The organism is Streptomyces sp. NPDC096132 (genome assembly GCF_044763345.1).
In the GTDB taxonomy this organism is placed as follows: domain Bacteria; phylum Actinomycetota; class Actinomycetes; order Streptomycetales; family Streptomycetaceae; genus Streptomyces.
Genome location: NZ_JBIWGA010000060.1, coordinates 1 through 23323 on the forward strand (window position 1 = coordinate 1; position 23323 = coordinate 23323).

General features: G+C 64.8%; 24 protein-coding genes and 1 pseudogene. 19 read left to right on the forward strand and 6 right to left on the reverse strand.

Annotated features, from left to right (window positions below; all coding sequences use genetic code 11):
- The coding region (locus ACIRF9_RS51315) for a transposase (RefSeq protein WP_403837383.1) at positions 1-150 on the reverse strand (150 nt) is incomplete at its 3' end.
- A gap of 334 nt (positions 151-484) precedes the next feature.
- Here ACIRF9_RS51315 and ACIRF9_RS51320 point away from each other — a divergent pair.
- Positions 485-907 carry a hypothetical protein gene (locus ACIRF9_RS51320; RefSeq protein WP_403837341.1) on the forward strand — a complete coding sequence of 141 codons (423 nt, stop codon included), beginning with the start codon at positions 485-487 and terminating at the stop codon, positions 905-907.
- Between the two features lie 481 nt (positions 908-1388).
- Here the strand turns inward: ACIRF9_RS51320 and ACIRF9_RS51325 are convergent, their stop codons facing one another.
- Both ACIRF9_RS51325 and ACIRF9_RS51330 read right to left on the reverse strand, forming a co-directional pair.
- Complete coding sequence (locus ACIRF9_RS51325; protein ID WP_403837343.1) at positions 1389-1952, reverse strand: hypothetical protein; 564 nt, start codon at positions 1950-1952, stop codon at positions 1389-1391.
- A gap of 442 nt (positions 1953-2394) precedes the next feature.
- The gene (locus ACIRF9_RS51330; protein ID WP_403837345.1) at positions 2395-3135 is read right to left on the reverse strand and encodes a GntR family transcriptional regulator; all 741 of its coding nucleotides are present in this window, start codon (positions 3133-3135) and stop codon (positions 2395-2397) included.
- A gap of 205 nt (positions 3136-3340) precedes the next feature.
- Here ACIRF9_RS51330 and ACIRF9_RS51335 point away from each other — a divergent pair, with 205 nt between their 5' ends.
- The 10 genes from ACIRF9_RS51335 to ACIRF9_RS51380 all read left to right on the forward strand — a co-directional run bounded on the left by ACIRF9_RS51335 (position 3341) and on the right by ACIRF9_RS51380 (position 12435).
- A complete protein-coding gene (locus ACIRF9_RS51335) occupies positions 3341-3691 on the forward strand; it encodes a hypothetical protein (protein WP_403837347.1) in 351 nt (116 codons plus the stop codon).
- Complete coding sequence (locus tag ACIRF9_RS51340) at positions 3691-5007, forward strand: FtsK/SpoIIIE domain-containing protein (RefSeq protein WP_403837349.1); 1317 nt, start codon at positions 3691-3693, stop codon at positions 5005-5007. Before ACIRF9_RS51335 ends, ACIRF9_RS51340 begins: the two co-directional genes overlap by 1 nt.
- 12 nt (positions 5008-5019) lie before the next feature.
- Entirely contained in the window at positions 5020-5214 is a 195-nt protein-coding gene (locus ACIRF9_RS51345) for a hypothetical protein (RefSeq protein WP_403837351.1), read from the forward strand.
- Between the two features lie 35 nt (positions 5215-5249).
- Entirely contained in the window at positions 5250-5540 is a 291-nt protein-coding gene (locus ACIRF9_RS51350) for a hypothetical protein (protein ID WP_403837352.1), read from the forward strand.
- 104 nt (positions 5541-5644) lie between these two features.
- On the forward strand, positions 5645-5902 hold the full coding sequence (locus ACIRF9_RS51355; protein WP_403837354.1) for a hypothetical protein: 258 nt from the start codon (positions 5645-5647) through the stop codon (positions 5900-5902).
- The gene (locus ACIRF9_RS51360; RefSeq protein ID WP_403837356.1) at positions 5899-7269 is read left to right on the forward strand and encodes a replication initiator; all 1371 of its coding nucleotides are present in this window, start codon (positions 5899-5901) and stop codon (positions 7267-7269) included. The genes ACIRF9_RS51355 and ACIRF9_RS51360 overlap by 4 nt, the downstream gene beginning before the upstream one ends.
- Complete coding sequence (locus ACIRF9_RS51365; RefSeq protein ID WP_403837358.1) at positions 7259-7471, forward strand: helix-turn-helix transcriptional regulator; 213 nt, start codon at positions 7259-7261, stop codon at positions 7469-7471. The genes ACIRF9_RS51360 and ACIRF9_RS51365 overlap by 11 nt, the downstream gene beginning before the upstream one ends.
- Positions 7468-8853, forward strand: coding sequence for a tyrosine-type recombinase/integrase (locus tag ACIRF9_RS51370; protein WP_403837360.1), 1386 nt, complete (start codon positions 7468-7470; stop codon positions 8851-8853). Before ACIRF9_RS51365 ends, ACIRF9_RS51370 begins: the two co-directional genes overlap by 4 nt.
- A 703-nt stretch (positions 8854-9556) precedes the next feature.
- Entirely contained in the window at positions 9557-11071 is a 1515-nt protein-coding gene (locus tag ACIRF9_RS51375; protein WP_403837362.1) for a hypothetical protein, read from the forward strand.
- Between the two features lie 380 nt (positions 11072-11451).
- Positions 11452-12435, forward strand: a complete 984-nt coding sequence (locus ACIRF9_RS51380) for an HNH endonuclease (RefSeq protein WP_403837364.1) — start codon at positions 11452-11454, stop codon at positions 12433-12435.
- Positions 12436-12917: 482 nt separating this feature from the next.
- Here ACIRF9_RS51380 and ACIRF9_RS51385 read toward each other — a convergent pair whose 3' ends face one another.
- On the reverse strand, positions 12918-14048 hold the full coding sequence (locus ACIRF9_RS51385) for a hypothetical protein (protein ID WP_403837366.1): 1131 nt from the start codon (positions 14046-14048) through the stop codon (positions 12918-12920).
- A gap of 212 nt (positions 14049-14260) precedes the next feature.
- On the reverse strand, positions 14261-15388 hold the full coding sequence (locus ACIRF9_RS51390) for a DUF262 domain-containing protein (protein WP_403837368.1): 1128 nt from the start codon (positions 15386-15388) through the stop codon (positions 14261-14263).
- 724 nt (positions 15389-16112) lie between these two features.
- Here ACIRF9_RS51390 and ACIRF9_RS51395 point away from each other — a divergent pair.
- The 7 genes from ACIRF9_RS51395 to ACIRF9_RS51425 all read left to right on the forward strand — a co-directional run bounded on the left by ACIRF9_RS51395 (position 16113) and on the right by ACIRF9_RS51425 (position 22157).
- Entirely contained in the window at positions 16113-17888 is a 1776-nt protein-coding gene (locus ACIRF9_RS51395; protein WP_403837385.1) for an IS481 family transposase, read from the forward strand.
- A gap of 201 nt (positions 17889-18089) precedes the next feature.
- Positions 18090-18593 carry a hypothetical protein gene (locus ACIRF9_RS51400; protein ID WP_403837370.1) on the forward strand — a complete coding sequence of 168 codons (504 nt, stop codon included), beginning with the start codon at positions 18090-18092 and terminating at the stop codon, positions 18591-18593.
- Between the two features lie 77 nt (positions 18594-18670).
- A complete protein-coding gene (locus ACIRF9_RS51405; RefSeq protein ID WP_403837372.1) occupies positions 18671-19522 on the forward strand; it encodes a helix-turn-helix domain-containing protein in 852 nt (283 codons plus the stop codon).
- 96 nt (positions 19523-19618) lie between these two features.
- Positions 19619-20020, forward strand: coding sequence for an ATP-binding protein (locus tag ACIRF9_RS51410; RefSeq protein ID WP_403837374.1), 402 nt, complete (start codon positions 19619-19621; stop codon positions 20018-20020).
- Between the two features lie 172 nt (positions 20021-20192).
- Complete coding sequence (locus ACIRF9_RS51415) at positions 20193-21044, forward strand: sigma factor-like helix-turn-helix DNA-binding protein (RefSeq protein ID WP_403837375.1); 852 nt, start codon at positions 20193-20195, stop codon at positions 21042-21044.
- The gene (locus ACIRF9_RS51420) at positions 21041-21862 is read left to right on the forward strand and encodes an integrase (protein ID WP_403837377.1); all 822 of its coding nucleotides are present in this window, start codon (positions 21041-21043) and stop codon (positions 21860-21862) included. Before ACIRF9_RS51415 ends, ACIRF9_RS51420 begins: the two co-directional genes overlap by 4 nt.
- A 10-nt stretch (positions 21863-21872) precedes the next feature.
- Positions 21873-22157: a hypothetical protein gene (locus ACIRF9_RS51425; RefSeq protein WP_403837379.1), complete on the forward strand. Its 285-nt coding sequence runs from the start codon at positions 21873-21875 to the stop codon at positions 22155-22157.
- Between the two features lie 35 nt (positions 22158-22192).
- On the opposite strand, the gene ACIRF9_RS51430 is transcribed toward ACIRF9_RS51425, so the two are convergent.
- Complete coding sequence (locus ACIRF9_RS51430; protein ID WP_403837381.1) at positions 22193-22732, reverse strand: hypothetical protein; 540 nt, start codon at positions 22730-22732, stop codon at positions 22193-22195.
- Positions 22733-22977: 245 nt separating this feature from the next.
- Here ACIRF9_RS51430 and ACIRF9_RS51435 point away from each other — a divergent pair.
- Positions 22978-23185 (forward strand): annotated as a pseudogene (locus ACIRF9_RS51435) (site-specific integrase); the annotation flags it as partial.
- Positions 23186-23323: the final 138 nt, after the last annotated feature.

Genomic DNA, 23323 nt, shown 5'->3' on the forward strand with positions numbered 1-23323 from the left:
CTTGTCGAAGACGGCCCGCAGCTTCGGCTCGCTGTTGGGCAGCTGCTTGTCGAAGACCTTCTTCCCTGCCGGAGTCAGCCCGCGCCCGTGATGGGCGCTCTTGCCGACGTCCAGGCCGAGGAAGACACCCACGTCGTCGATGTCGTCCAACCCATCCTCCCGAGCGGGGTTCGTACGGTGCTGGCCAGGGCGTTGGCGTCGTATGCGCGCATCCACGTTATGCAGACCTGCCGCCCGCGAGCGGCCGGGCATTGCGCCGGGCCAGGCGGTAGTCGGACCTCTCATCAGCGTCTCCAACGGCGCCTCTCGAGCCCGGTGACACCACCCCCCAGGTCATCCGTTCGACAGGGGGGAACAGTCATGCCGGGCCCGGAGGCCAGCGATCCTCTTGCAGGACCGCGAAGAAGATAACGGGGGTGCCCTGTCAGTGTCGTCTCTTACGCTCCGCTCTTGAACAGACAGTTCGAATGGAGAGGGGACGCGGATGGGCGGCAACGCATGGACCCACACGGGCCCGTATCAGCGTGATCTGGCGGCCGCGTTCCGGCAGGCCCAGGAAGACGAGCTGGCGCGGGACAACCACGGCTTCGAGGGACGGTCCGTCGAGCAACTCTGGCGCGACCCCGAGTGGCAGGAGTACGTCTTCACCGGTGGCACCGGCACCGTGCTGGACTTCCCTCTCATGATCGAGGCCGCGGACACCGACGACGGTCCGTTCATGCGACCGCTGACCGATAGCGAGGTGCGTGTGTGGGCTCCTCACGGCCGGCCCACCTACGACGAGTGGGACGCCGCTCTCGACTCCGAGCGGTTGGACTTCCCAGGCCGCGCCCAAGGGAACTGCACAGTGCTCTACCGCGACGGTAGGCCCGTGCAGATCGGCTACTGGGGGGTCACCGCTGACTAGGGGGGACCCGTACCGCTTTGCGATGTGGCCCCCGCACCTGTCCCGGGGCCACGTCGTTTTGGGGGCTCACCTGGGGTGATGCATCAAGATCCCGTCCACGCCTCGTCCACAGACATCGACATACGGCCGCTTCGGACGGCATATGGCTGCACATACGCGAAGACCCCGTTCTCAGCGTTTCCGCTGGTGACGGGGTCTTTGGGCACCTCATACAGGGTGCCCCCGGCAGGATTCGAACCTGCGCACACGGCTCCGGAGGGCCCTTCGGCTCGCCGCGTCTTGTCTGGCCACCGCCCAGGTGCAGTTTCCCGCGGTAACCAGATTCGTTGAAGTCAGCATGGATTCATACGGCTCGGAAGAATAAGTGCCAGCGTTGCCCGATGGTTGCGATAGGCGCGCACCGTATTGGTCTGTGATGTCAAAACTGCTCAACTGGCGTAATGCCTGCCTGCAGACGCAGGCGAGAGAAGAATTTTCGGCTTCACTGCAGGATAGGAGTACCTGCTTCATCAAACGTAACCACGTACGTTCGACCATCCTCCGCAATTATTGTTCCTTTCCCGGTCCACTCATATTTGTTTCCGTTTGAATCCGTGACGACAATTTTGATAGAGTAGTCAATTTCCTGGCCAGAAGCTTCTTCATCAAATTCGAAATAGCCGCTATTTTCAGAGCTATCGGTGTCCATATCGAGAGGTATGGTGATGCCTCCGACGGTGATTTCGTCATGTTCGCTCGCATATCCCTCCGCGAGGGTGCTGGTGACATATACTTTCATTATGGAAGCTGGCGCCTCCGTTGACACTGAAGTCGTGGGAGGCGATTCCGAACTCGACTTCGACTCCGCTATGTAAACGAACCCAAAGATGGCCAACATGTAAGTCACGATGCTTACCGCTAGAATGGCGACCCTCGGCAGGCGCCCGATGCTTCCTTCCAACGTGATGTGGAACTGAGATGACCCCACGCTTGCCCCGCGCCCTACAATCCCGATAAGTAGGAGGAAGGTCGCAATGACGAGCGTTACTATCGGGAAGAATTCCATATCTGCTACCCGTCCATGGAAGGCTATGAGTTCCGATGTGGGCGCATTTGCTCAGCACTAAAAAGGGGATCACCTCTAGATCAGACCCAACGCGCCTTGGCCAAAGTATGCACATGCCTCCTATCTCCTCAGATTAAGCGCTACGTAACTGCTACTGCAACTTGAGCTTGCAGCGATAGTCCAAACGCGAAAGTATTGCGATGCGGTCGGTGGTAGCGGCTTTGGGCGGGAACTGCCATAGGGCGAGAGATCGGCGACCGTAAGCTTTCCGCCTCCTGTCGGCCTTGCTCTGGCGGTCGGCGTTCGCGCTCGGTGCGCCGCCGCCCGGCTGGGGGCAGCCGGGCGAAGACAGAGGCAAGCCCGCAGCCGGGGGCTGCGGCGCGCGCCGCGCTGGCGCGGCGCCTTGATGAATGTAGAGAAAGTCTGAGCCAACCGGGCTGTGCTACAGGCGGAACGACAGCTCAAGCTCGTCGCCTGGAAGGTGGAACTCCTCCAGGGCGAGGGGCTTGTCTGACTCGGTGAGGGTCACGCGGATGATGTGGAGAAGGGGGACTCCGTCGGCGAGTCGCAGCGCTTGGGCCTGGTCGGGCAGGGGCATGCGGGTGCGGACGTACTCCGTGAAGTGGAGCTCGTGGCCCAGGTCGGCGAGCGCGGTGTAGAGCTCCGGCGCCGGCGGTGGGGCCTCCTCCTCGTACTTGGTATCGATGAGTACCGAGAACGGGATGTATGTCCGGTGGAGTTGGCGGAGGCGGCCGTGGTCCGCGGTCTGCAACGCGTTGTACGTGAACATCGGCTCGCCCGGCGGGATGCGGAGTAGGTCCGCGAGGGCAAGCGGGGCGTCGGTGCGGGTGGCTACGGGTGGCTCGGCGTCTGTCCAGCGGATGCCGTCCGCTTCGACGTAGCGGCCGTCCGGGGTCCGGCGTACGCCGCGCGGGCGCGTGTGGCTGGGGCGGCTGTGGGGGGAGCGGGCGAAAGTACCGCGGCCCATGATTGCCTCGACGAGACCGGATGCCCGCAGTTCACTCAGGCCCTGACGGACTGTGGGGCGTGTCACGCCGAACTGTTTCGCCAACGCTTCCTCGGAAGGGAGTGGTTGGCCGGCGGGGAAGGTGCCGTCCAGGATGCCTTCGCGCAGGTAGTCGGCGATCTGCCGGTACTTCGGCTGCGTGTTCTTCGGCGGCATGCGGGCCCTCCGTGGCCGTGGTCGCTGCTTCTTCCGTCCGTGAGCGGAACGTACCGCCCGTGGATGGAACATAGCTTCTCCCACGCGAAGGCGGTTGACAACCCGTACTACGGGTGGTCAACCTTGTCTCAGTCACCCGTACTACGGGTGGTCTAGCAACCTGGAGGATCGGCCTTCGGGTGCGTGAGATGAGGAGATCCGAACAGTGGCAAGCCTTCCGATCGACACCTCGAAGTTCACGGGGATCATCTGTGCCGTTTCCCCGGCTCCGCGGGTCGCGAACCGTGAGACCGGTCAGCTCCGTGTGGACCGCGACACGGGCAAGACCGTGTATCAGGTCGGCCTCTGCCTGATGGCGGGTGCGTCGGCCGACGTCGTGAACGTGAGCGTGGCCGGTGAGCCGGCTGGTGTGCAGCTCGGTATGCCGGTGGCCGTGCGGGACCTGGTCGCCACGCCGTGGGAGAACGAGGGGCGGCATGGGATCGCGTTCCGTGCGGCGGAGATCCGGCCTCTGAGCGCTCCCGCCACTCCGGCGGGTAAGGGGGCCGGTCAGTGATGAAGCTGGCCTCCGCCGCTTCGGCCGGTGCGACCTGGCCGAGCTGGGTTCTGGTGGTGGCCGCAGTGCTGGTGTCGGGTCTGCTTCTGGCGGGCCCGGCGCTGCGCCGTCGCTATCCCGTGGCCTGGTGGCTGTTATGTGGCTTCCCGGTCGTGGCGTTCCGGGTCGTGCAGACCTGGCGGCCTCTGATGGCTGGCTGCGGGCTCGCCGTGAGTCGGCGGCCGGCGCTGACCGTGGTGTCCGGGCTCGTCGGCAAAGGGGCGCCTCCGCCGCAACCGCGGGTGCCACGGAGGGGGCTCATACGTCCGACCTCCGGGGGCTTCGTACTGCTCGTGCGGCTGCTGCCGGGCCAGGTACCGGAGCACTTCGTCAAGGCTGCGCCTGCCATGGCGGAGAACTGGCAAGTGCACGCGGTGCGGGTGACCTCCTGGAAGCCGGGGGTCGTACGGATCGTCGCCTCGGCGGCTGACCCGTTGGCCGATCCTCGGGTGCCGAAGCAGCGCGGGCCCGGCCATCTGCTCCGGGTGACCGTGGGCGCCTTGGAGACCGGGGCCGCGTGGGTGGTCGACCTGCGGCGTGTGCCGCACTGGCTGATCGTCGGGGCCACCCGCTCCGGTAAGTCGACCCTGATCAATGCCCTTGTGGCGGGCCTCGCCCCGCAACCCGTCGCTCTGGTCGGGATCGACTGCAAGGGCGGCATGGAACTGTCCCTCTACGAACCGCGGTTGTCCGCACTCGCCACGAACCGAGAGCAAGCCGTCCGGCTGCTGGCCGCGCTCGTCGACCTGACCCTCGACCGGATGACCCTGTGCCGGGCGGCTCGCGTCCGGAACATCTGGGGCCTGTCCGACAAGGAACGCCCCGTCCCGGTCGTCGTGATCGTCGACGAGATCGCGGAACTCTTCCTCGTGGCGAACCGGAACGAGAAAGACGAAGCGCACGCGGCTGGTACGGCGCTGATTCGACTGGCCCAACTCGGGGCGGCGTTGGGGGTGTTCCTTGTCGTGGCCGGCCAGCGAGTCGGGTCTGACCTCGGGCCCGGTGTCACGGCTCTGCGGGCGCAACTGGGCGGCCGGGTGTGCCATCGCGTGGCCGACCCCGGAACGGCCGAGATGGCGCTCGGCGACCTCAACCCCGACGCGCTGAAGGCGGCGCAGGCCATCGCCCCGGAGCAGGCCGGTACGGCCGTCCTTGCCTCCGGCGACGGCTGGGAACGCGCCCGGTCTCACCTGATCACGGAAGTGGAGGCGGAAGCCGTCGCCGCTGAGTACGCGCACCTGACTCCCGTCCTGTCCGAACTGCACGTCGAACTGTGAAAGGGGCCTGCCGTGCTGGTGTCCATGTCGGCCGTTCTGCTGCTCGGCCTGCTGATCTGGTTCCTCCTGCGCATCCGGTACCTCAGATGGGCCGACGCGCTGCTCTGCGGAACCTTCGGCTTCCTGCTCGCCCGGACCGTGGCCGCGCCCATGGTTCAGGCCCTCCTCGACGGAGTGAACGGCTTCCTGGGTCAGTTCCGCTTCTGAAATGCCCAACTACTCATCCCACAAGGGGACTTCCTGTGTCCGACTACGTCATCCGCTCCGGTGACCGTGCCGCCTTCCTGGCCGGTCTGCGGGAGCTGGTCGACTTCCTGACCGCCAATCCGGCCGTCGTTGTACCGCGTCACGCGTCCGTCATCGTCCTGGTCGACGCCTCCGACTCCGCCGCTCGCCGTCACGGGGTGGAGCTCGTCGCCGCTCCGCTCGGCGTGCCGGCGGAGGACATCGGCCGGGGCTACCTCGACGCACGCCGCGACTTCGGACCGATCTCGTACGGCGTCGCCGGGATTCCTCCCGAGGAACGGCAGTGATCGCCCGTACGAAGGGCTCCCGACGGGGCGCGAAGTCGCCAAACCCGACCCCGTCAGGAACCCACTCCATCCGCCACATGAGCAGTGAAAGGAGCACTCACACTTTGTCCACCGCGCATCATTCGCGCAAATCCCCGCCGCCCGACTGTGACCTCAGGCAGCGTGACGCGCAGGTCTCGACCTGCGCCGGACGGGAACAGATCGTCCTCGTCGCACTCGACGGAACCGAGCAGTGGCTGTGTCCCGCGCACGCGGCGGCCGTCTGGCTCACGGACCCGACGCTCCGCTTCAGCGCCAAGACTCGACCGGAGGGGATCTCGGCCGTGATGGGGCAGGCGTTCGGCGGGGGTGGTCGCCGATGACCACCGTCCTCCCGCGGAGCGTCGCCGCTCTCGTCGCCAGGACGTCGGAGCCGGAATTCGCGGCCTGGCGCCGGAACATCGTCCGCCTCGGTGGCTGCACCAACCCGATTCACCTGGTCGGTGCGGCAACCGTCTACGACACGACGACCGGCGCGGCCCTGCTCTCCTACGGCTCGAACGTCTACAGCGGTCGCCTGCTCACCGCCTGCGGCAACCGGCGAGCGACGGTCTGCCCGGCCTGCTCGGCTCTGTACCGGGCGGACACGTACCAACTCGTCCGGGCCGGTCTCGTCGGTGGCAAGAGCGTTCCGGAGGCGGTGAGTGCTCACCCGCAGGTGTTCGCCACGCTCACCGCCCCCGGGTTCGGCCCGGTCCACACTCGCCGCGAACGCGACGGACACGTGCGGTCCTGTCGGCCTCGTCGGGCAGGGGACCAGTGCCCGCATGGGACTCCTGCCGGATGCCGTGCGCGGCATGCGGCGGACGACCTTCGACTCGGAGAACCCCTCTGTCCGCGCTGCTACGACTATGCGGGGGCGGTTCTCTGGCACGCGTTCGCGGGTCGGCTTTGGCATCGGTTCGGGCTGGAGCTGCGGCGGGATGTCGCACGGCGAGCCGGGCTGTCCCGTACCGAGTTCGGAGACGTCGCTCGGCTGTCGTACGCGAAGGTTGCCGAGTATCAGCGGCGGGGCCTGGTCCACTTCCATGCCGTGATCCGCCTCGACGGTGCAGACGGACCCGACTCGGGTCCGCCCAACTGGGCGACCGTTCCGCTCCTGGTCGACTCCGTGCGGGCCGTGGTCGGACGAGTGCGGCTAAACGCTCCCGGCGCGGGCGTCATCGGTCCGCGGGCGCTGCGCTTCGGCGCCCAGGTCGACGCACGTCCGGTCACCTCGTATCGACGGGAAGCGGGGGAGCGGCCTGCTTCTCCGGCCTCCGTGGCGGGCTATATCGCCAAGTACGCCACCAAGAGAGCGGAGTCCGCCGGCGCGGTGGACGGTCGTATCCATCATGCGCGGGACATGGTCCTGCTGCCGGTGCGGGCGCACGTGCTCCGCATGATCGGCACGTGCTGGTGGCTGGGCGGCTTACCGGAGTTCGAGCCGCTTGGGCTTCGCCGCTGGGCACACATGCTCGGATACGGCGGGCACTTCTCCACCAAGTCCCGGCGGTACTCGACCACGCTGACCGCACTTCGGCAGGCCCGTACCGATCACCGGGCGGAGCAGCAACGGGACTCACTTGGCCTGGCTGGCCACTCGACGGTCACGGTCGGCCGGTGGCGTTACGCGGGACGGGGCTACTCGCCGGAAGCTGCGCTCCTGGCTGCCTCGGTGCGGGAAGGCGGTGCTCCCCATGGCGCGTGACACCCGTACGAAGGTGGCCGAGCTACTCACCGTGCGGCAGGTCCTCGACGAACTGGGCGGCATCTCCCGGCGCACCTTCTACCGCTGGCGGGAACTGCGCCTCGCGCCGGCCTGCATCCGGCTGCCGAACGGTGAGCTGCGGGTCCGGCGCGACGTGCTCAACGACTGGTTGGAGGAGCGAGCGGAGGGGGCGGCGTTGTGAAGTCGTACAGGGTCGTCATCTGGAAGCTCAGTATCAACCGCTCCGCGAAGAAGCCGACGTATCTCGTCCGGTGGTCCGTGGACGGTGAGCCGTTCCACGAGTCGCACAAGACGAAGGCGCTGGCGGACCGCTTCCGCGCAAAGCTCCTTCGTGCCGCTGACAAGGGTGAACCGTTCGACACAGTGACCGGTCTGCCGGACTCGCTCCGTGGTGGAAAGGCGGCTCTGTCGTTCCTCGACCTGACGGTCAAGTACGTGGATGCGCGGTGGGCGGAGGCATCCGCCAAGCAGCGGGACAGCATGACTGATGCACTGGCGACGGTCGTTCCTGCCCTGGTCAAGCCGGGACGGGGGCGGCCCACCCCGGAGGTGCTGCGGCGGGCGCTGCGCTCGTACGTCCTGCCGGTACCGCGCAGGGAGCGCGAGCGGCCGGAGGAGATCTCTGCGGCGGTGCGGTGGATCGAGAAGGCATCTCTTCCGGTGGGGGAGCTGCAAGAGATCGTGCGTGTGCATGAGCTCATCGATGCACTCGGTCGGAGGCTGGACGGCAAGCCTGCGGCGACCCAGACGTACCGGAGGCGTCGCGCGGTGGTCTTCAACGCCCTGGAGTACGCGGTTGAGCTCGAACACCTGCTGTCCAATCCGCTGAGCCGGGTGCGGCGCAAGCGCGGGAAACGGCCGGTGCAGGAGGTTGACCGTCGTGTGGTGGTCAACCCTCGGCAGGCGCGGGAACTGCTGACCGCGCTCACGTACGTGGGTGGCTACGACCGTGCAAGCGGCCGGAGGCTGCGGGCGTTCTTCGGGTGCCTGTACTACGCGGCCATGCGACCGGGGGAGGCGCTGGGGCTTCGCCGCTCCGACTGCACGCTTCCGGCGTCGGGCTGGGGGCGAATTGAGCTGGCGGAGACCCGTCCCACGGCTGGTAAGGCGTGGACCGACTCCGGTGAAGCGCACGACCGGCGCGGGCTGAAGCAGCGGGCTGACGGTGAGGTGCGCCTCGTGCCGATTCCGCCTCCGCTGGTTCGGCTGCTTCGCGAGCATCTGAAGGAGTTCGGGACGGCGGAGGACGGCCGCCTGTTCTCCAGCGAGCGGGGCAACGTGATCGCGGCCTCGTCGTACTCGCGTGCGTGGAAGCAGGCTCGGGAACTGGCGTTCGTGCCGCATCAGGTGTCGTCGGTCCTGGCCTTCCGGCCGTACGACCTCCGTCACGCGGGCGTCTCCCAGTGGCTCAACTCCGGTGTGCCGGCCCCGGAGGTCGCCGCTCGCGCTGGGCACTCGGTGGACGTCCTGCTCAAGATCTACGCCAAGTGCATCGACGGCCAGGAGCAAGAGATGAACGACCGGATCATGCAGGGGCTGGGGGAGGAGGACGCCCCGGACTGACACAACGACCTGACCGACGAACGGGAGCCCCGGACCACAGAGGTTCGGGGCTCCCGTTTGTCAGTCCACGTATAGTCCACACGGCTACGCTCAAGCGCTCCGGGAACGGCTGCTGACCTGTGGGAAAGCCAACCAAGATCATTACGTCGACATTACGTGATCACTGGCAAACAGCTGCTTTCGGCGGCATCTGCCTGCGCATACGCGAAGACCCCGTTCTCAGCGTTTCCGCTGGTGACGGGGTCTTTGGGCACCTCATACAGGGTGCCCCCGGCAGGATTCGAACCTGCGCACACGGCTCCGGAGGCCCGTTGAGACCTGGGTAACGCAGCAGGTCACGGCCCTGCACGTGGCAGATCAGGCGGGACGAGTCCACGGATAGTCCACGGCCGACCGGCACTACTTCGTGCCCTCGACAAGACGGTCTAAGGCCGTGACCGCCACGAGGGCGCATGTAGGTGCACCGGTCAAGCCTCAATCAGTTTGCTCCGTGAGACGTTCGGTGGCCTCTCATTTCTGCACTCCGTACCCAGGATGACAGAGCCTCAGCTGGGCGAGAGTCACCCAGCGTTGGCTGATGCGCCGATCGATTGGGCGCACGTGTGCCGGCACACTCACCAACTAGCTCAGTCTCGGATGGTAGAGCGGGCGAGTGCCGCGAAATCCAGGGGAACATAACGCTCACCGCGCGTAGCCTGGCGAGGTGAACAGAAGGCACACGGGCACTGCTGCTGTGGCGAAGATCCCACGGTGGCTGTTTGGCGGCAACATCGTGGGCTACGCACGAGCGGCTCAGCTCAAGCTGCGTCCCGTGGACGCCCCCGAGTTCCGCTGGCGGATCGAAACTCTGGAACGGTACGAGCGCCGGACGGCACACTTGGTGGAGCGCATCGAGATTGCCGGGCCGGGCGCACCGGCCCGTTGGGAAGCCTTGAACCGGCTTCCAGCCTCGCGAGTGGGCAACACCGTCCCGCCCGCGCTAGTAGCAGGGCTGCGCCGCAAACTCGTTGAGGACACGGCCGAAGACGACGTTCTCTCGAAGCTCAACTGGCTACACGCGAGCATGACGTTCGCTGAGGATGACCAATTCATCGAAGCCGCTTGCAGCGCTTTTGAGTCCCTCGGCGGAGCGAACACGACCGAGGGCGTACCGCTCTTCCCTGATCTAGCTGCGTCCTTCATCCGCTTCGACCAGGCGCTCACATGGCGAGCCGGACTCGCGCGCGTGCTGGTGCGCATTGAGGAAGAACCAGCCCTGCTGAACACCCGCCCGGAGCAGACAGACGATCAAATGGCGTTTGGTTCAGCCACAGGGATCCTCACGGACCTGTCATTGACCCGTGACGCATACCTCGCGCCACTGTTCCTGTGCCACAGTCCTTTCATCTGGGCCATCGTAGGAGCGCGGCAGCAGGGCGTAATGGTCTACAGCCTTGGTCGGCCGATACGGGGCCGGGAAGCCGTCGCGGCCGAACTGATCCAGCAGTTCATGCCGGCTGGTCCAGCATCCTTTGCCGGTTGTCCGCCTTTCACTGCTGCCCAAATGGCGACGACGCTCGCCTGGTGGGTCAAGCAGCTTAACGAGTTGCTGTCGTTGGTCACAGATCCGGCTACATATACGGACCAAACAGGGGAGTACAGTCCACGGCGCCAGTTCGAAGCACAGCTCAGTTTTGAGCAGGCCGGGCGTCGCATTCAGGCTGTTCTAGCCCACCAGCGCGACCAATCCACCCGCCAAGTGCTCGCCTTTGCTGCGCTCGACACCCTCGAAGGTCTGGGGCTCGTCAACTTCGAACAAGCCGTTCAGCTCACCAAAGCCGAGAAGGTCCTTGACCGGCTCGGTGCTCTACTCCCCCTCGAAGTCGCCGAAGTTCTGCTGCCTTCAGCCCGCAGGGCCGTGAACGCACTGCGTGAATGCCAGGACGGCTTCCTTCGGAATTCCTATGTGTCCGGCGGCCAAGTGGCCCTGCCGCACAAAAACGGTCAGCAGCGCGTCGTGACGGTCGAACAGGCAACAGGCCAGTATCTGCGGGTCCTGCGCAACGCCCATCACGGATTCGGCGGACAGAATGACGCCGGACGCCGACGCGACGAGGTGCTACTGATGTCACACAGCGGAAACATCCCGAACGACTTGGTGCTGCTGCCGTACCTGTACTGGCTACACGCCCTCGCCGATCCGCAGATCCTGCACCGTACCCTGGCTCCGCGGCGGTAAACCGATCATTGCGGCGGTGACAAGCCAGCGAAACCACAGTGGCTGGCCCGGTAGCTGCACCAGAGATTTGACGCGCAACTCTTTGATGACGTGGGGCACGACACGGTGGGCACCCTCGCCTTGCAGTGCTTCTGCGAGTGAGCGCCTAATGGACCGGCCGCGAACGACTGCCCCGCACGTGAGACGCGGGTTCGGTCAACCGCCCGCTCGATCTTTGCGCGTTGGGCTGTCACGATCCCATGGTGCCCCGCTAGACCTGATGCGACTGTGGTACGGGCCCCCGGAGCGCCTGCGACCTCTCCTGGCGGATCTACACAATCCCCCAATGCCGCAGGTCGGGTCCCGTACCATTGCGGTGGAGATCACCAGGGGAGGGCATCATGGGGCTATCGGCAAAAGACAGAAAGACGCTATGGGTGCGGTCAGGGAATGAGTGTGCATTTCCCGAGTGTCGACGCAAATTGATTGCCGATATCGGGGCCTATTCAGTTGAAGGCAAAGGGGATTCCGTAACTCTTGGCGAAGAGGCGCACATCGTTGCTGAGAACGATTCTGGTCCCCGTGCCGACCCGTCGATGCCGCAAAGTGAGCGGGACTCATATTCGAACATGATCTTGCTTTGTGAAGAGCATCATAAGGTAATCGATGCGGCGAATGGAAAGTTCTTCTCAGTCGAGCAGCTTTACATGTTCAAGGCCGAGCATGAGGAAGACGTTCTTCGGCGCATAGATCGAAACTCCATGGAGCGTCAAGCCAAGGATGGAAAGATCACCGGGCTCTTGGCGGAATGGGAAAGAAAGGTTTTGGTTGACGACTGGGATGCCTGGACGTCCTGGCTGCTATCACCTCACCCCCGCATGCATAAAGAGCACTTCGGCCAACTGATTCCGTCAGCCGTATGGATGAAGAGTCGCTTCTTTCCTCCCGGGGAGTATAAACAGCTGGTTCGCGCATTTAAGAATTTTTCGATGGTGTGGGGAGATTTGACGCAGTTCCTGGACCGCAATTTCAAATTGGCGCGATCCGACCCGGACGCCTTTGAGTTGCATCCAAAATACAAGGAGATTCCGTGGGATCCGCCGCTTTACGATAAGCTGGGGAGAGAGTTCGAGTTTAACTGCGACGTAATTCATGATCTCACTATGCAGGCTACCGCTGCGGCCAATTTCCTTCTGGCGTGCGTGCGTGAAACATTCGATCCGGTCTATAGGTTCGAGTCCGGATTCGTTACTGTAACTCGCGGCCCTGATGAGATGCTCAGGTTTCAGCATTATCGACCTGAGTATGCCAGCGAGGATTTGGCGCGAGAGTTTCCGTACTGTGGGATGGATGAAGTAGTAAAGCGTATTCGAGAGTCTGGCTAAGTTTGACGTGATCGTCGATGAAGCCCCAATTGGCGAGCCGAGTCCTATCTTCTTTCCCTGGGTCTTGCCGGGAATCTTGGTGAGCTGCCCTTTTACTGGTCAGGAGCGTACGGCTCGTGCGGCTGGTGGTCGCCGTTGGCCGTCATCGGTCACCAGCGAGCGGCCTCGGACGGCCCAGGGACGGCCCAGCTTTGCCGCGCTCGGCTGACGACCCAGCACCCGCGCTGGGCCCCGTCTGAGCCTCAGCCGACGACAGTCAGCCACGACGGCGGGTGCGCCGGCCGACCACGCACGCGTATGCCTCACTGCACCCCCACTGGCATCAACCATGCTGCCAATGCCGTCGACCCGAGCAAGCCGCGACGGCCAGCCCCGTGACAATGGTGCCTGGAGCCATCAGCTTGGGAAGCTGCTGTGATCTGTGTGCTGTTGCTCGGCTAACCAGGACGGGATCTCAGCCAGTGTAGGACCGCTTGGGAGGGTCACTTGAGTGCAGTTAGAAACCTCCGAAGCTGCGGCTTCGAGCTGCTCCGAACGTAAGCCACGGAGAGCATCTTGATTACGTCTTGCCGGGGACGTTTCGCGAAGTCAATGAACTCCTGTAGCCAGTTGTGGGGCTCTCTTCCCTCGATAGACTCCAAGAAACCTCGAAGCGTCTCAAGATCTTGACCTACTTGTTCGGCGAGGAACTTGGCCTGTTTATCAGCAGACTCCTTCATGAGGGCATCAGGGTCGCCGGGCAGGCAAAATAGGGGCCAACGGTTTTTCTGCCGCTCTTTTCGGTTATTCCTTTCGACGGCTTTAGTTACTTCCGCCAGCTTGTCGCCATCTGCAATAAAGGAGAAGGAGGGGACGCCATCCAACTTTTGGGCGGGCCTTGGGAGATGAGCCCAGATGGTCTCGAGATCTCCATAACCGTTGCACCAGAGGAATCTGCAGGTCTGCCACAGCCTTGGATCCGTGGTACGCATGATCTCTTGTAGCAAAATGCACGCCGCTTCGTCCTCGAGGAGAACTACCCACTCCACCTCCCTTGTCTGCCCATAGAGGCCGGCTACCCGATCCTTGAGAGCGTCGGAGGGGCCGATAAGACCCACTTCTGCTTGCTGAGAAGTCAGCATGATGGCGGCATCCGCATCAAGTGCCGGTTGAATCACTTCGAGTGAGTGAGAGGCGACAACGAGAGGTTTACCTCCGTTAATGCAGGTTTCTAGCAGGTGCGCCAAGAGGACTGTCCTGGACGGAGCTGGCAAGAAGGCTTCCGGTTCGTCCAAAAGAAAAGCTTGGTTATCACTGCCTTTGCTGTACGAGAGAATCCACATTAGGAGATGGGCGCTAAGCTCTCCTAGGCCCATGCTCCTGAAATCGTAATCCCTCCCGCCGTATCGAACCACAAATACGGGAACTACTTCCTCCCCAACAAGAGGAGCGAAAGGGCTGCCCACGATTGGGGCTACGTACCATTCGACTGCGTCATAGTTCCGGCGAACCAGATCCTGGACCTCGTCCCGTTTCACCTTCTCGGGTGTGAGTGGATCCAGCTCTTCCAGAAGGTCTTGGATGTCGCCTCGCTTACCGAAGTCATGCAGCAGGTAATTAACCAGCTCATACATGGCGATTATAGGTGCATCAGCCAAAGCTTTAGACAAGCTGCCGAGCAGACGTGTTTTGCCTGAGCCGTTGAGTCCAAAGATCACTGTCAGTGGCTTAGGGAGGTCCACATGCTGCTGCGATCCAAAGTCGACGATGGGTACCTGTTTGGGAAAATCGCGAGACGCGTTTACCTTGGAGAGGCTTTCCCACCGCTGTTTCAATGGCAAGAGCCTCACAGTTCATACCCCCAACCGAGCTTCTCGATCTCAGCAAGCATCTCTTGCTCTACGTCGGTTGCCGTCTTGAGAGAATTGGCAACAGTGACAAGATCTCGGCGAGAAGCGCCCTCAACTGAACTATGGAGGATATGTAGTGCAAAATCTCGAACTAGGACTGAGTTGATATCCAGCACGCGGTAGGATGACCTGTCACTGTATGCCTTCGCCACGCCAATCAAGTCTGGGTCGATTGGGGTGAAGATTTCAACGGATCCTGTTCTGAGTGCTTCGAAACCTCTAATAAACTCTTCAGTGACCGTGGCCCCCGTCCGCCTCAGTACGGATTCTGTGAAGATCATCCACGTGAAGAGCGTTGCCTTATTGAATCTCATGATCTTCTGGCCGCCAAGAGATGAGGCGAGGGCGATCCCTGCATCCCGGGCTCGTTGAATGACGACTGGGTCAAAATCTGAGGTTCTGTAGAATTTTTCGATGTGAGAATTGCTGAGCTGGTGCCGCAGCGTCCCCTCTTGCAGAGCGATACACACCCGCGCCATTACGTCATCATATGCCAGCCTGCCATTGGAGAAACCAATGATTTCGCGTCGCAGCAAGCCTTCATGGACAAGGTTTGAGACCACTTCTTTGATTTGGTCGCGAGCCCTGCCAAACAAAGCGTTCCGCTTCTCCGGCGGAGTCAATGCATATTGTTGATTCAAGCGAAAGAAGAGTTCTGAGGGTTCTGCGGGCTCGTAATCGGTGAGAGTGACGACACTAATTTCGAATCGCCGGAAACGCTTCTTAAGTGATTCCGGTAGATCTTCGAAGAAGCAGCCATCGTACTCCCACAATTCCTCGCTCAGTGGCTCGATTCTTGTGGAAGCGCGAAACTCGTTATTCATGAAGGCTTGGATGGTGCGGAGCCGCTGCTGTCCATCCAAAATCGATTCGGCGCCCGAGTCGTCTCGAACAACATGAATGGCGGGAATGTACCAGCCGCGAAGGATCGTATCCACCAGTCGCTGACGTCGGATTGTGTCCCAGACTTCCCCGCGCTGGTAGTCAGGCTGGAGGTCGAGTTCTCCCCGTTTGATTCGGTTATAGAGCACTTCGACTTCAAGGTCAGATTTGCGTAGCCTCACTGGGCTCCTTGAGGGCGAGACGGGCAGGCTGAGGATGGGCTCCAGTGCAGGTTACCGCTGCTGGGAGCCAAGCCTGCGGGCTTCGGGCCGATGACAATCTGCGCCATGTAGCGAGGTTGTTTGGTGGTGCCTGTGAACGGTTCGAAGCCTCCCGGGCTGCTTGCGTCGCATGCTCGCCCAGAGGGAGAGGAGAAGAACTGCATGGCGGTGCTCTTCGTGCTGCTATGCACCCGGACCTGATCGACGGACCCTCCCGAGCCTTCACCGCCAGGGCTCCGGGCCCCAGCACTCCGGCCCTGCCCCGCGCCAGTAGATCCAGGTAGGCTCCGCCACGTCTGCCGGATCGATCTCCAGCCAGGCCCGGCGGAAAAACTAGGCGAGGTCAGTGACGGTGTGCGCCCAGGTTCTACTTCCTCTTCCAGTTGCTTAATCGAGGAATTCAGGCGGCTGCATGCTTTGAGCGCGGTACGGGCGCCGGCCGGGCTGGAGCGGGACGGAGGCAGGAGCGCAGGCCCGGCCGGGGGCCGGGCCGCGCGCGGAGAGCGGAGCGAGCCGCCTTGAACCAGTAGGGAAAGTTTGAATCATGGTCCGGCTGGTGGTGGTGTCCTGTCTCGGTTGATAGTTGACACTGCGGCTTCACCTGATGCTTGACACCGCTTGCCTCGGCTTGGCTGTGTGCGTCTGATCGGCGCGTGCAGGGAGGGCTGAGGCCGTGCTGGTGGAGCTGAGCGTGGTCGAGCAGCGGTATCACGCGGTCATGGAGGTGGCCGCGGGCGTTCCCGTCACCCAGGTCGCGGCCCGGTATGGGGTGTCACGGCAGTCGGTGCATTCCTGGGTCCGCAAGTACGGGCAGTCGGGTCTTGCGGGGCTGGCGGACCGGTCGCACCGGCCGGCCTCGTGTCCGCACCGGATCGCGCCGGAGGTGGAGGCGGTGGTGTGTGAGCTGCGGCGACGGCATCCCGGCTGGGGCCCGCGCCGGCTGGTCCACGAACTCGAACGCACGGGCATCACGCCGGTCCCGTCCCGGGCGACGGTCTATCGCGTCCTGGTGCGTAACGGTCTGGTCGAGCCCGGGGTGCGCAAGCGACGCCGGTCGGATTACCGCAGGTGGGAACGATCGACTGCGATGGAACTGTGGCAGATGGACATCGTCGGCGGGGTGCTGCTGACCGGTGGCGGGGAGTGCAAGATGGTCACCGGGATCGACGACCACTCCCGTTTCGTGGTGATCGCGAAAGTGGTGCAGCGGGCCACGGCCCGAGCGGTCTGTCTGGCCTTCGGGGAAGCGCTGCTGCGGTTCGGAGTGCCGGAGGAGGTGCTGACGGACAACGGCAAGCAGTTCACCGCCCGGTTCGGCCCCGGCAGGCCCGGGGAGACGATGTTCGACCGGATCTGCCGGGAGAACGGCATCACCCACCGGCTCACCAGGCCCAGGTCCCCGACGACCACGGGGAAGATCGAGCGGTTCCATCAGACGCTTCGGCGTGAACTCCTCGACGGCTGCAACCCGTTCGAGGACCTGGCGGCCGCGCAGACGACGGTGGACGCCTGGCTGCAGGACTACAACCGGAAGCGGCCGCACCAGTCCCTGGACATGGCCGTCCCTGCAAGCCGCTTCATTCCCCGCCCACGGACCGAGCAGGATGCGCTGCCGGTGGTCCTGCCCGCCCGCCTCGACCTGGTCGCGCCTGCGGCGCCCTCTCCGCCTCAGCCTCCGCCCGAGCCGGCGGCCTGGCCGAGGGCCGAGGGGGAAGTCGGCGCCATCGAGGTGGACAGGGTGGTGCCCGCGTCGGGGAACCTGAGCCTGCGCGGTCAGCAGGTCTGGTTCGGCCCGGCCCTGGCCGGCACCGCCATCACGCTGCGGATCGACGTCAACCGCCTGCACGTCCTCATCGGCGGCCAACGGCACAAGACCCTGCCCTCGAAGCTGACCGGCCGGGATCTGAAGGCCCTGCTGGCAGCCGGAGACGCCCGGCCGGCTCCGGCCTGGGCGGACGACCCGGGACAGGCCAAGAACTCCAGCGGGGTGGTGGAGGTCGACCGCACCGTCAACGCGGTTGGCTACGTCGGCCTGGGCGGCGACAAGGTCCTGATCGGCTGGCCGTTCGCCGGACAGCGGGTCACCCTCCGGCTGGACGGCCGCATCCTGCAGGTCCTCGACGAGCAGCGGGTCCTCAAGGCCACGCTGCCCAGCCCGGTGCCCGCCTCGGCCTGCGGACGCCTGCAAGGAGCCCGTCCGGCCGGGCCGCCCCCGCAGCTGCCACCGCCCGGCGAGCAGATAGCCGAGCGGACCGTCAGCAGCGTCGGCGGCTTCATGGTCGCCGGACAGCGCATACAGCTCGGCCGGGCCTATGCCCGTCAGGTCGTCACCGTCCACCTTGCCGAGGACGCCATCCGGGTTTTCCTCGGAACTGACCTGATCACCACCGTCCCACGTCTGACCAGGAAGGAGGTGGTCGTCCGCAAGTCCGGCGAACACAACCGCCGGAAGATCGTCTAGGGCAGACGTCAAGCATCACCCGACGCCAACCCGTCAAGCATCAACTGAGACTCGACATCCGGCTGGTGGTGGCTGGTGGCGTGCCCTGTCTCGGTTGATGCTTGACGCTTGACACCGCCTCGGCCCGGCTGCAAATGCCCGGCAGGGGCAACGATTGCTCTGGCAGGATGCCGCGGCATGGGGAACACACATGCTTGGCCCGTGTTGCGGACCACGGACCTGGCCGAGGCATTGACGCTCGCGGAGAGGTTGTTGTCGGTCGCGTTCTGGTACGACTCCGACGGCTGCTACGTGAGTGCATGGGCGCACAACGACGATGTACTGCGGCGCCTGACCGAGGCCTCTCCGGAAGCGGATGTCAGGTGGTACGGAGAGGGCTGGGTCGGCTTTCCCGCGATGGTGACATGGGGGGTCACGTCCTTCCCGCAGGGGCGTGAGGCCCTGGGAATTTGGGCGGACATCACCAGGTGCTACATCCTGTGGCACAACATGAAGTGGCCGGCTGTGCCTGAGCTCGGGCTGGACGAGGAGTACAAGTACGCAGAGCTGCAGGTCGCGTGCAACAGTCACACGATTCACTGCGAGGAGTGGGCGCCGGAGCACACCGTCTTCATCCATGCACGTCCCGGGCATGACGAGCGTGCCGCATGGCTGGCGGCGCAGGTCGACGCCCAAGTTGTCGGTCCTCCTGAGTTCGGGTGGTAGCTCGTTGGGCGCCTGAGACGGCGATCATCGCCGGTTGGCATCCGGTGCTGGCTGGCTCGTGGTGTAGAACCCTGGGTATGGGGAGTGAGCGGCGGGATCGGATGAAGGCGCTTGGGGAGCGGCTTCGTGGGCTTCGTGCGGATGCTGGTCTGACTGGGGCCGTGTTGGCGCAGCGGGCCGGTGTAGGGCAACCGACCGTTTCCAAGGTCGAGAACGGCCGGATGGTCCCCAGCGCTGACGTGTTGGGTCGCCTGTCTCGCGCCCTGGGCCTCGACGACGTGGCGTCTCATGAGGTGCGTGAGCTCCTGGCCGCTGTTGAAGCCGCGCCGGACACGGTTGAGGCATCCGGCGACATGGCTGCGGTCGGGGTGGTCCTCGATGACGTGGTGCGGTCCGCGCGACTGATCCGCTCGTTCCAATGCGTCGTCCTGCCGGCCATGCTCCAGAGCGCAGAGTACGCCCGGCACGTCTTCGACAGCGCTCCGAACGCTTCCCCTGAGGCTGTCGGCCGTGCTGTCGCCGCCCGCGTGGAGCGGCAGAGCCTCTTGTACGAGCCGGGGCGGGAGTCGGTGTTCGTGCTCACGGAGGGCGTGTTGCGGACCTGGCCGGGGAGCCCTGCGCTGATGCTCGCCCAGCTTGACCGGCTCCTGGCCGTCGAAAGCCTGAGCACGGTGCGCCTCGGCGTCATTCCGTGGCGTCGGGCCGTTCCCGTCATGCCGCGTCATGGGTTCACCCTGTGCGACCAGGGGCCGGTCATCGTAGAGACCTTCCGGGGTGAGCAGGTCGTGGAGGACTCCGCCGAGGTCGCTGCGTACGAGGAGACGTTCGGTCGCTTCGAAGGAGCCGCGGTCTTCGGGGCTGAGGTGCGGGAACTGCTGCTCCAGGTCATGGCGGACTTCCGGGACCTGGACGCCTCCGCCACTCGATAGAGGAATAATTCCTCAAGATGCCTGGCTCGTTGGCCGCATGCCGGAATACTCTGCTCACTGCGACGTCTAGCCCCCTAGACGCAGAGGAGTGTTCCCATGCCCAAAGAGTGGTCCCGCATCTTTCCCGGCCAGGCTTGGCAGGTGGCCGAAGCTCGCCACTTCGTAGCCGCCCTGCTGGAGGGCGAGGACTCGAACGTCGTTGATGACGCCGTTCTGGTCGTCGGCGAGCTGGCGGCCAATGCTGTCCGGCACACGCGAAGCGGCTGGTACCGAGGGTGGTTCCTCGTGGTCGTCGGCTTCACGGACGACTTCGTGCGCGTCCAGGTAACCGACCAGGGTGGCGACGACGAACCCATGGTGCGGAGCGTGACCAGCCCGCTGGAACAGGGTGGTCGTGGGCTGATGATGGTCGCGGCCTGCGCCAAGGACTGGGGTGTGAAGGACCGGCCTGCCGGCGGGCGCTGTGTCTGGGCAGACCTGGCGCGGGTGACCGGATGATGGTGCGCGCGCTGGCGGCCCATGCTCGCCCTTGGGGCAGTGGCGGTTGAGCCCCAAGGGAGTGCCTCGACGACATGCTGCGTTCTATGTGATCGGGGTTCGATCGGGCAGGCGCCTCGCGCCCGTTCTGTCTAGGGCCCTAGACTCCTGGGTACTTCTAGGAGGTGTGGTCATGTCGGACGAGTTGCAGCGGATCATGGCGATCGATGATCCGTACCTGCTCCTGCGTGAGGTCACGGCCCGGTTGGCCGACGCGCAGCAGGAGGTGACCGAACTCGCCCGGCTCCGCCGTCGCGTGGTCCAGGACCTGCACGCGCAAGGGCTGTCGTACGCGCAGATCGCCGAAAAGGCCGGCCTGAGTCGCGGGCGGATTCATCAGATTCGGCACACCGGCCCGGCGCCCGAGGGGGCCTTCCTCGGCTCCGGTGCAGTCACGATCGTCACCCCGCTGCGGTGGGACGGCGAGAAAAAGCGCCCGGTCGTCGCCATGGCTGACATGAACTCCGGGAAGCGGCTCGAGGAGCTGGCCAAGTCGTACGGGCTCGACGTCAGCTCCGGTCACGTACAGGTGGGCGGTGAGGTCGACCTCAACCGTGACGGCCTGGTCGTCGTCTGCGGGCCGGGGATGTCTCAGGACATGAGCGACCTGTACGCCCAGGATCCGGTACTGAGCTGGGAGCATCCGGAAGGCGAACCCTGGGCGCTGGTGGACGGGCGTACCGGTGCGGCGCATCGCGCGGGGCGGGACACCGATCCGTCTCGCTGGTACGACGTCGGGTACCTCGGCCGGCTGCCCCGGCCGGACGGCAACGGCACGGTCCTCGCCATCGCCGGAATCCACACCGAGGGTTCCCTGGGCGTGGTTCACCTGCTCACTTCCGACCTCAACACGATCTGGGGCCAGGTGAGGGAGCGTCGTTTCTCCACGCTCGTGGGTGTCGAGTTCGCCCCCGAGACTGACGAACCTCAGTCCGTCGAGTTGCTCACCCCTCTCTACCTGCACGACGAGGAGACGGAGGCGTGAGAGTCGCTCTCGGTTCGCTGCCCGCCGAACCGGGCGGGGACAACGAGGACTTCGCCGCCGCTGCCTCCGGTGCGGCTGTTCTGCTGGACGGTGCCGGCGTGGCCGGGGCGGAGACCGGGTGTGTGCACGGCATCGCATGGTTCTCGTCCACGCTGGGTGGGTTGCTGCTGGGCAGCATCACGGCGCAACCCGCCCGGCCGCTCTCTGACTGCCTGGCCGAATCGATCCGCGGAGTCCGGTCGTTGCACGAGGACACGTGCGACCTGACCTATCGGGCCAGTCCGACCAGTACGGTCGTCGCCGTACGCGCTGCCGCCGGAGTGCTGGAGTACCTCGTCCTCGGAGATTCGACGCTCCTCCTCGCCGACACGGAGGGGAAGGCGTCCGTCGTCACGGACCAGCGCTTGGACGACGTCGGCGAGCGGCTGCGCGGGCCGGTCGACGCGCTTCCCACCGGCTCACCTGAACATGCTGCTGCCCTCGCCGAGTACCGAGACGCCCTGACAGGGCTGCGCAACCGGCCGGGAGGTTTCTGGATCGCCGGGCCTGAGCCGCTCGCGGCTCAACATGCCTTCACCGGGGCGGTACCGCTGGAGTCGCTGACTTCCGTGACGCTGCTCAGCGACGGTGTGACTCGACTCGTCGACCTCTTCGAACTCACCACGTGGCAAGAGGCGTTGGCTGTCGTGGGCTCGTCCGGGCCCGATGGATTGATCTGCCGGGTGCGGGACGCCGAGGCCGGCGACCCAGACGGTCGGCGCTGGCCACGGGGCAAAGCACGGGATGACGCCACCGTCCTGCACTGGGTTCTGTCGTAGCCTCCAGCGCATGACGGTCTATCTGCTGTGGCACATCGGGCACCAGAACGAAGCCGGTGCCGACGGTGCCACCCTGCACGTTGACGGCGAGACGGTGTACGTCGACGAGCAGGACGGCGACGACGTCAAGTTGCTCGGCGTCTACTCCACGCCTGGCAAGGCGGAGGAACGTATGCGCAGGGCACGGCTCCTGTCCGGCTTCTCCGATGAGCCGGACTGCTTCGTCGTAGAGGAGCACACGATCGACGAGGACCAGTGGACTGAAGGGTTCGTGCGCGTCCGTCCGGAGTCATAGCCCGTGCGCATCTACGTCGGCAGATGAGTTGGCGATCAGCACTTGTCGTCGACGAGCTCGTCAAAGGCGTTCCGGGTCATGGCCCGCTCGTCGGCCCAGACCTGGCCGGGGCCCAGCGAGGCGAGGTCGTCCGCGGTGAAATAGACGTGACCGTCGTAGGTGTCCGAGCCACGTGGTCCTGTGAACGTCAGGGCGTAGGTGCGGCCGGGCAGCAGTGCCTGCGGCCCTGCGGTTTCCACGTGCCAGGTGGGCGGTGGGGAGAAGAGCGGGAACGACGTGCTGCCGCGAACCGACACCCGAGCCATCCAGCCGCTGTCCTCGACGCCGCTTCCCGCGGTGCTGGAAGGGGTGGCGGAGGATTCCCCATCTCCGATGTCCGCATGGTCGTACTCGTGCTCGCCCCAACTGTGAAGCGTCACGTCCGAGGCCTGGTCTCCCTCGCACAGCCGCACCTCCGCGACCGGCTTCCCGTCCGTGCCCATCCATACCGCGACGAGTGGCAGATCCGCCGGACTGCAACCACTCAGCAGCCCGAGCCCCACCACCATGCACACCGCGCCGACCGCATGTCTCATCCTGCACCCCCGGGTCGTGCAGTTTAGAGCCCGACGGGTCCGTTGCAGATAGTCATATCTGGCCGACGCGGCCGCTGTTCACCGTGTTCTGCCCACCGCGACCAGTCTTCACGGGGCAACCCATAGCGGGGCGAGGCTGCGCCCCGGTTGGCTTTGGCGAGAGCTCCGGTAGACGCCCGAGCCGCCCGTATACCCCCCTAGACAGTTAGGCGGGCGACCTCCCTTGCTGTCTAGGGGGTATCCAGATCGGATCGGCGATCGCCGCCCGGCCGTACGACCTCCGACACTCGGCCCTGTCGACCTGACTCAACTCCGGGGTGGGATCCGACCGAGGTGGCCGAACGCGCGGGCAACAGTGTTGAGGTCCTGCTGAGCCGCTACGCCAAGTGCATTGACGGACGTCAGGAGATCGCCAACAGGAAGATCGAAGAGCTGTTGCACGAGTACGGGTGATCGCTCCGCCATGCGCAGGCCCCGCGGTCTATCTGGGCCTGCGCCTTAGAGGCCGTTCTCTTTCCGAACCTCGTGTGACATTTGCGCAGGTCAGGCATGAAGTAGCTGCTGCCGCGGGAGCCTCGGCTTGTTGCCGGG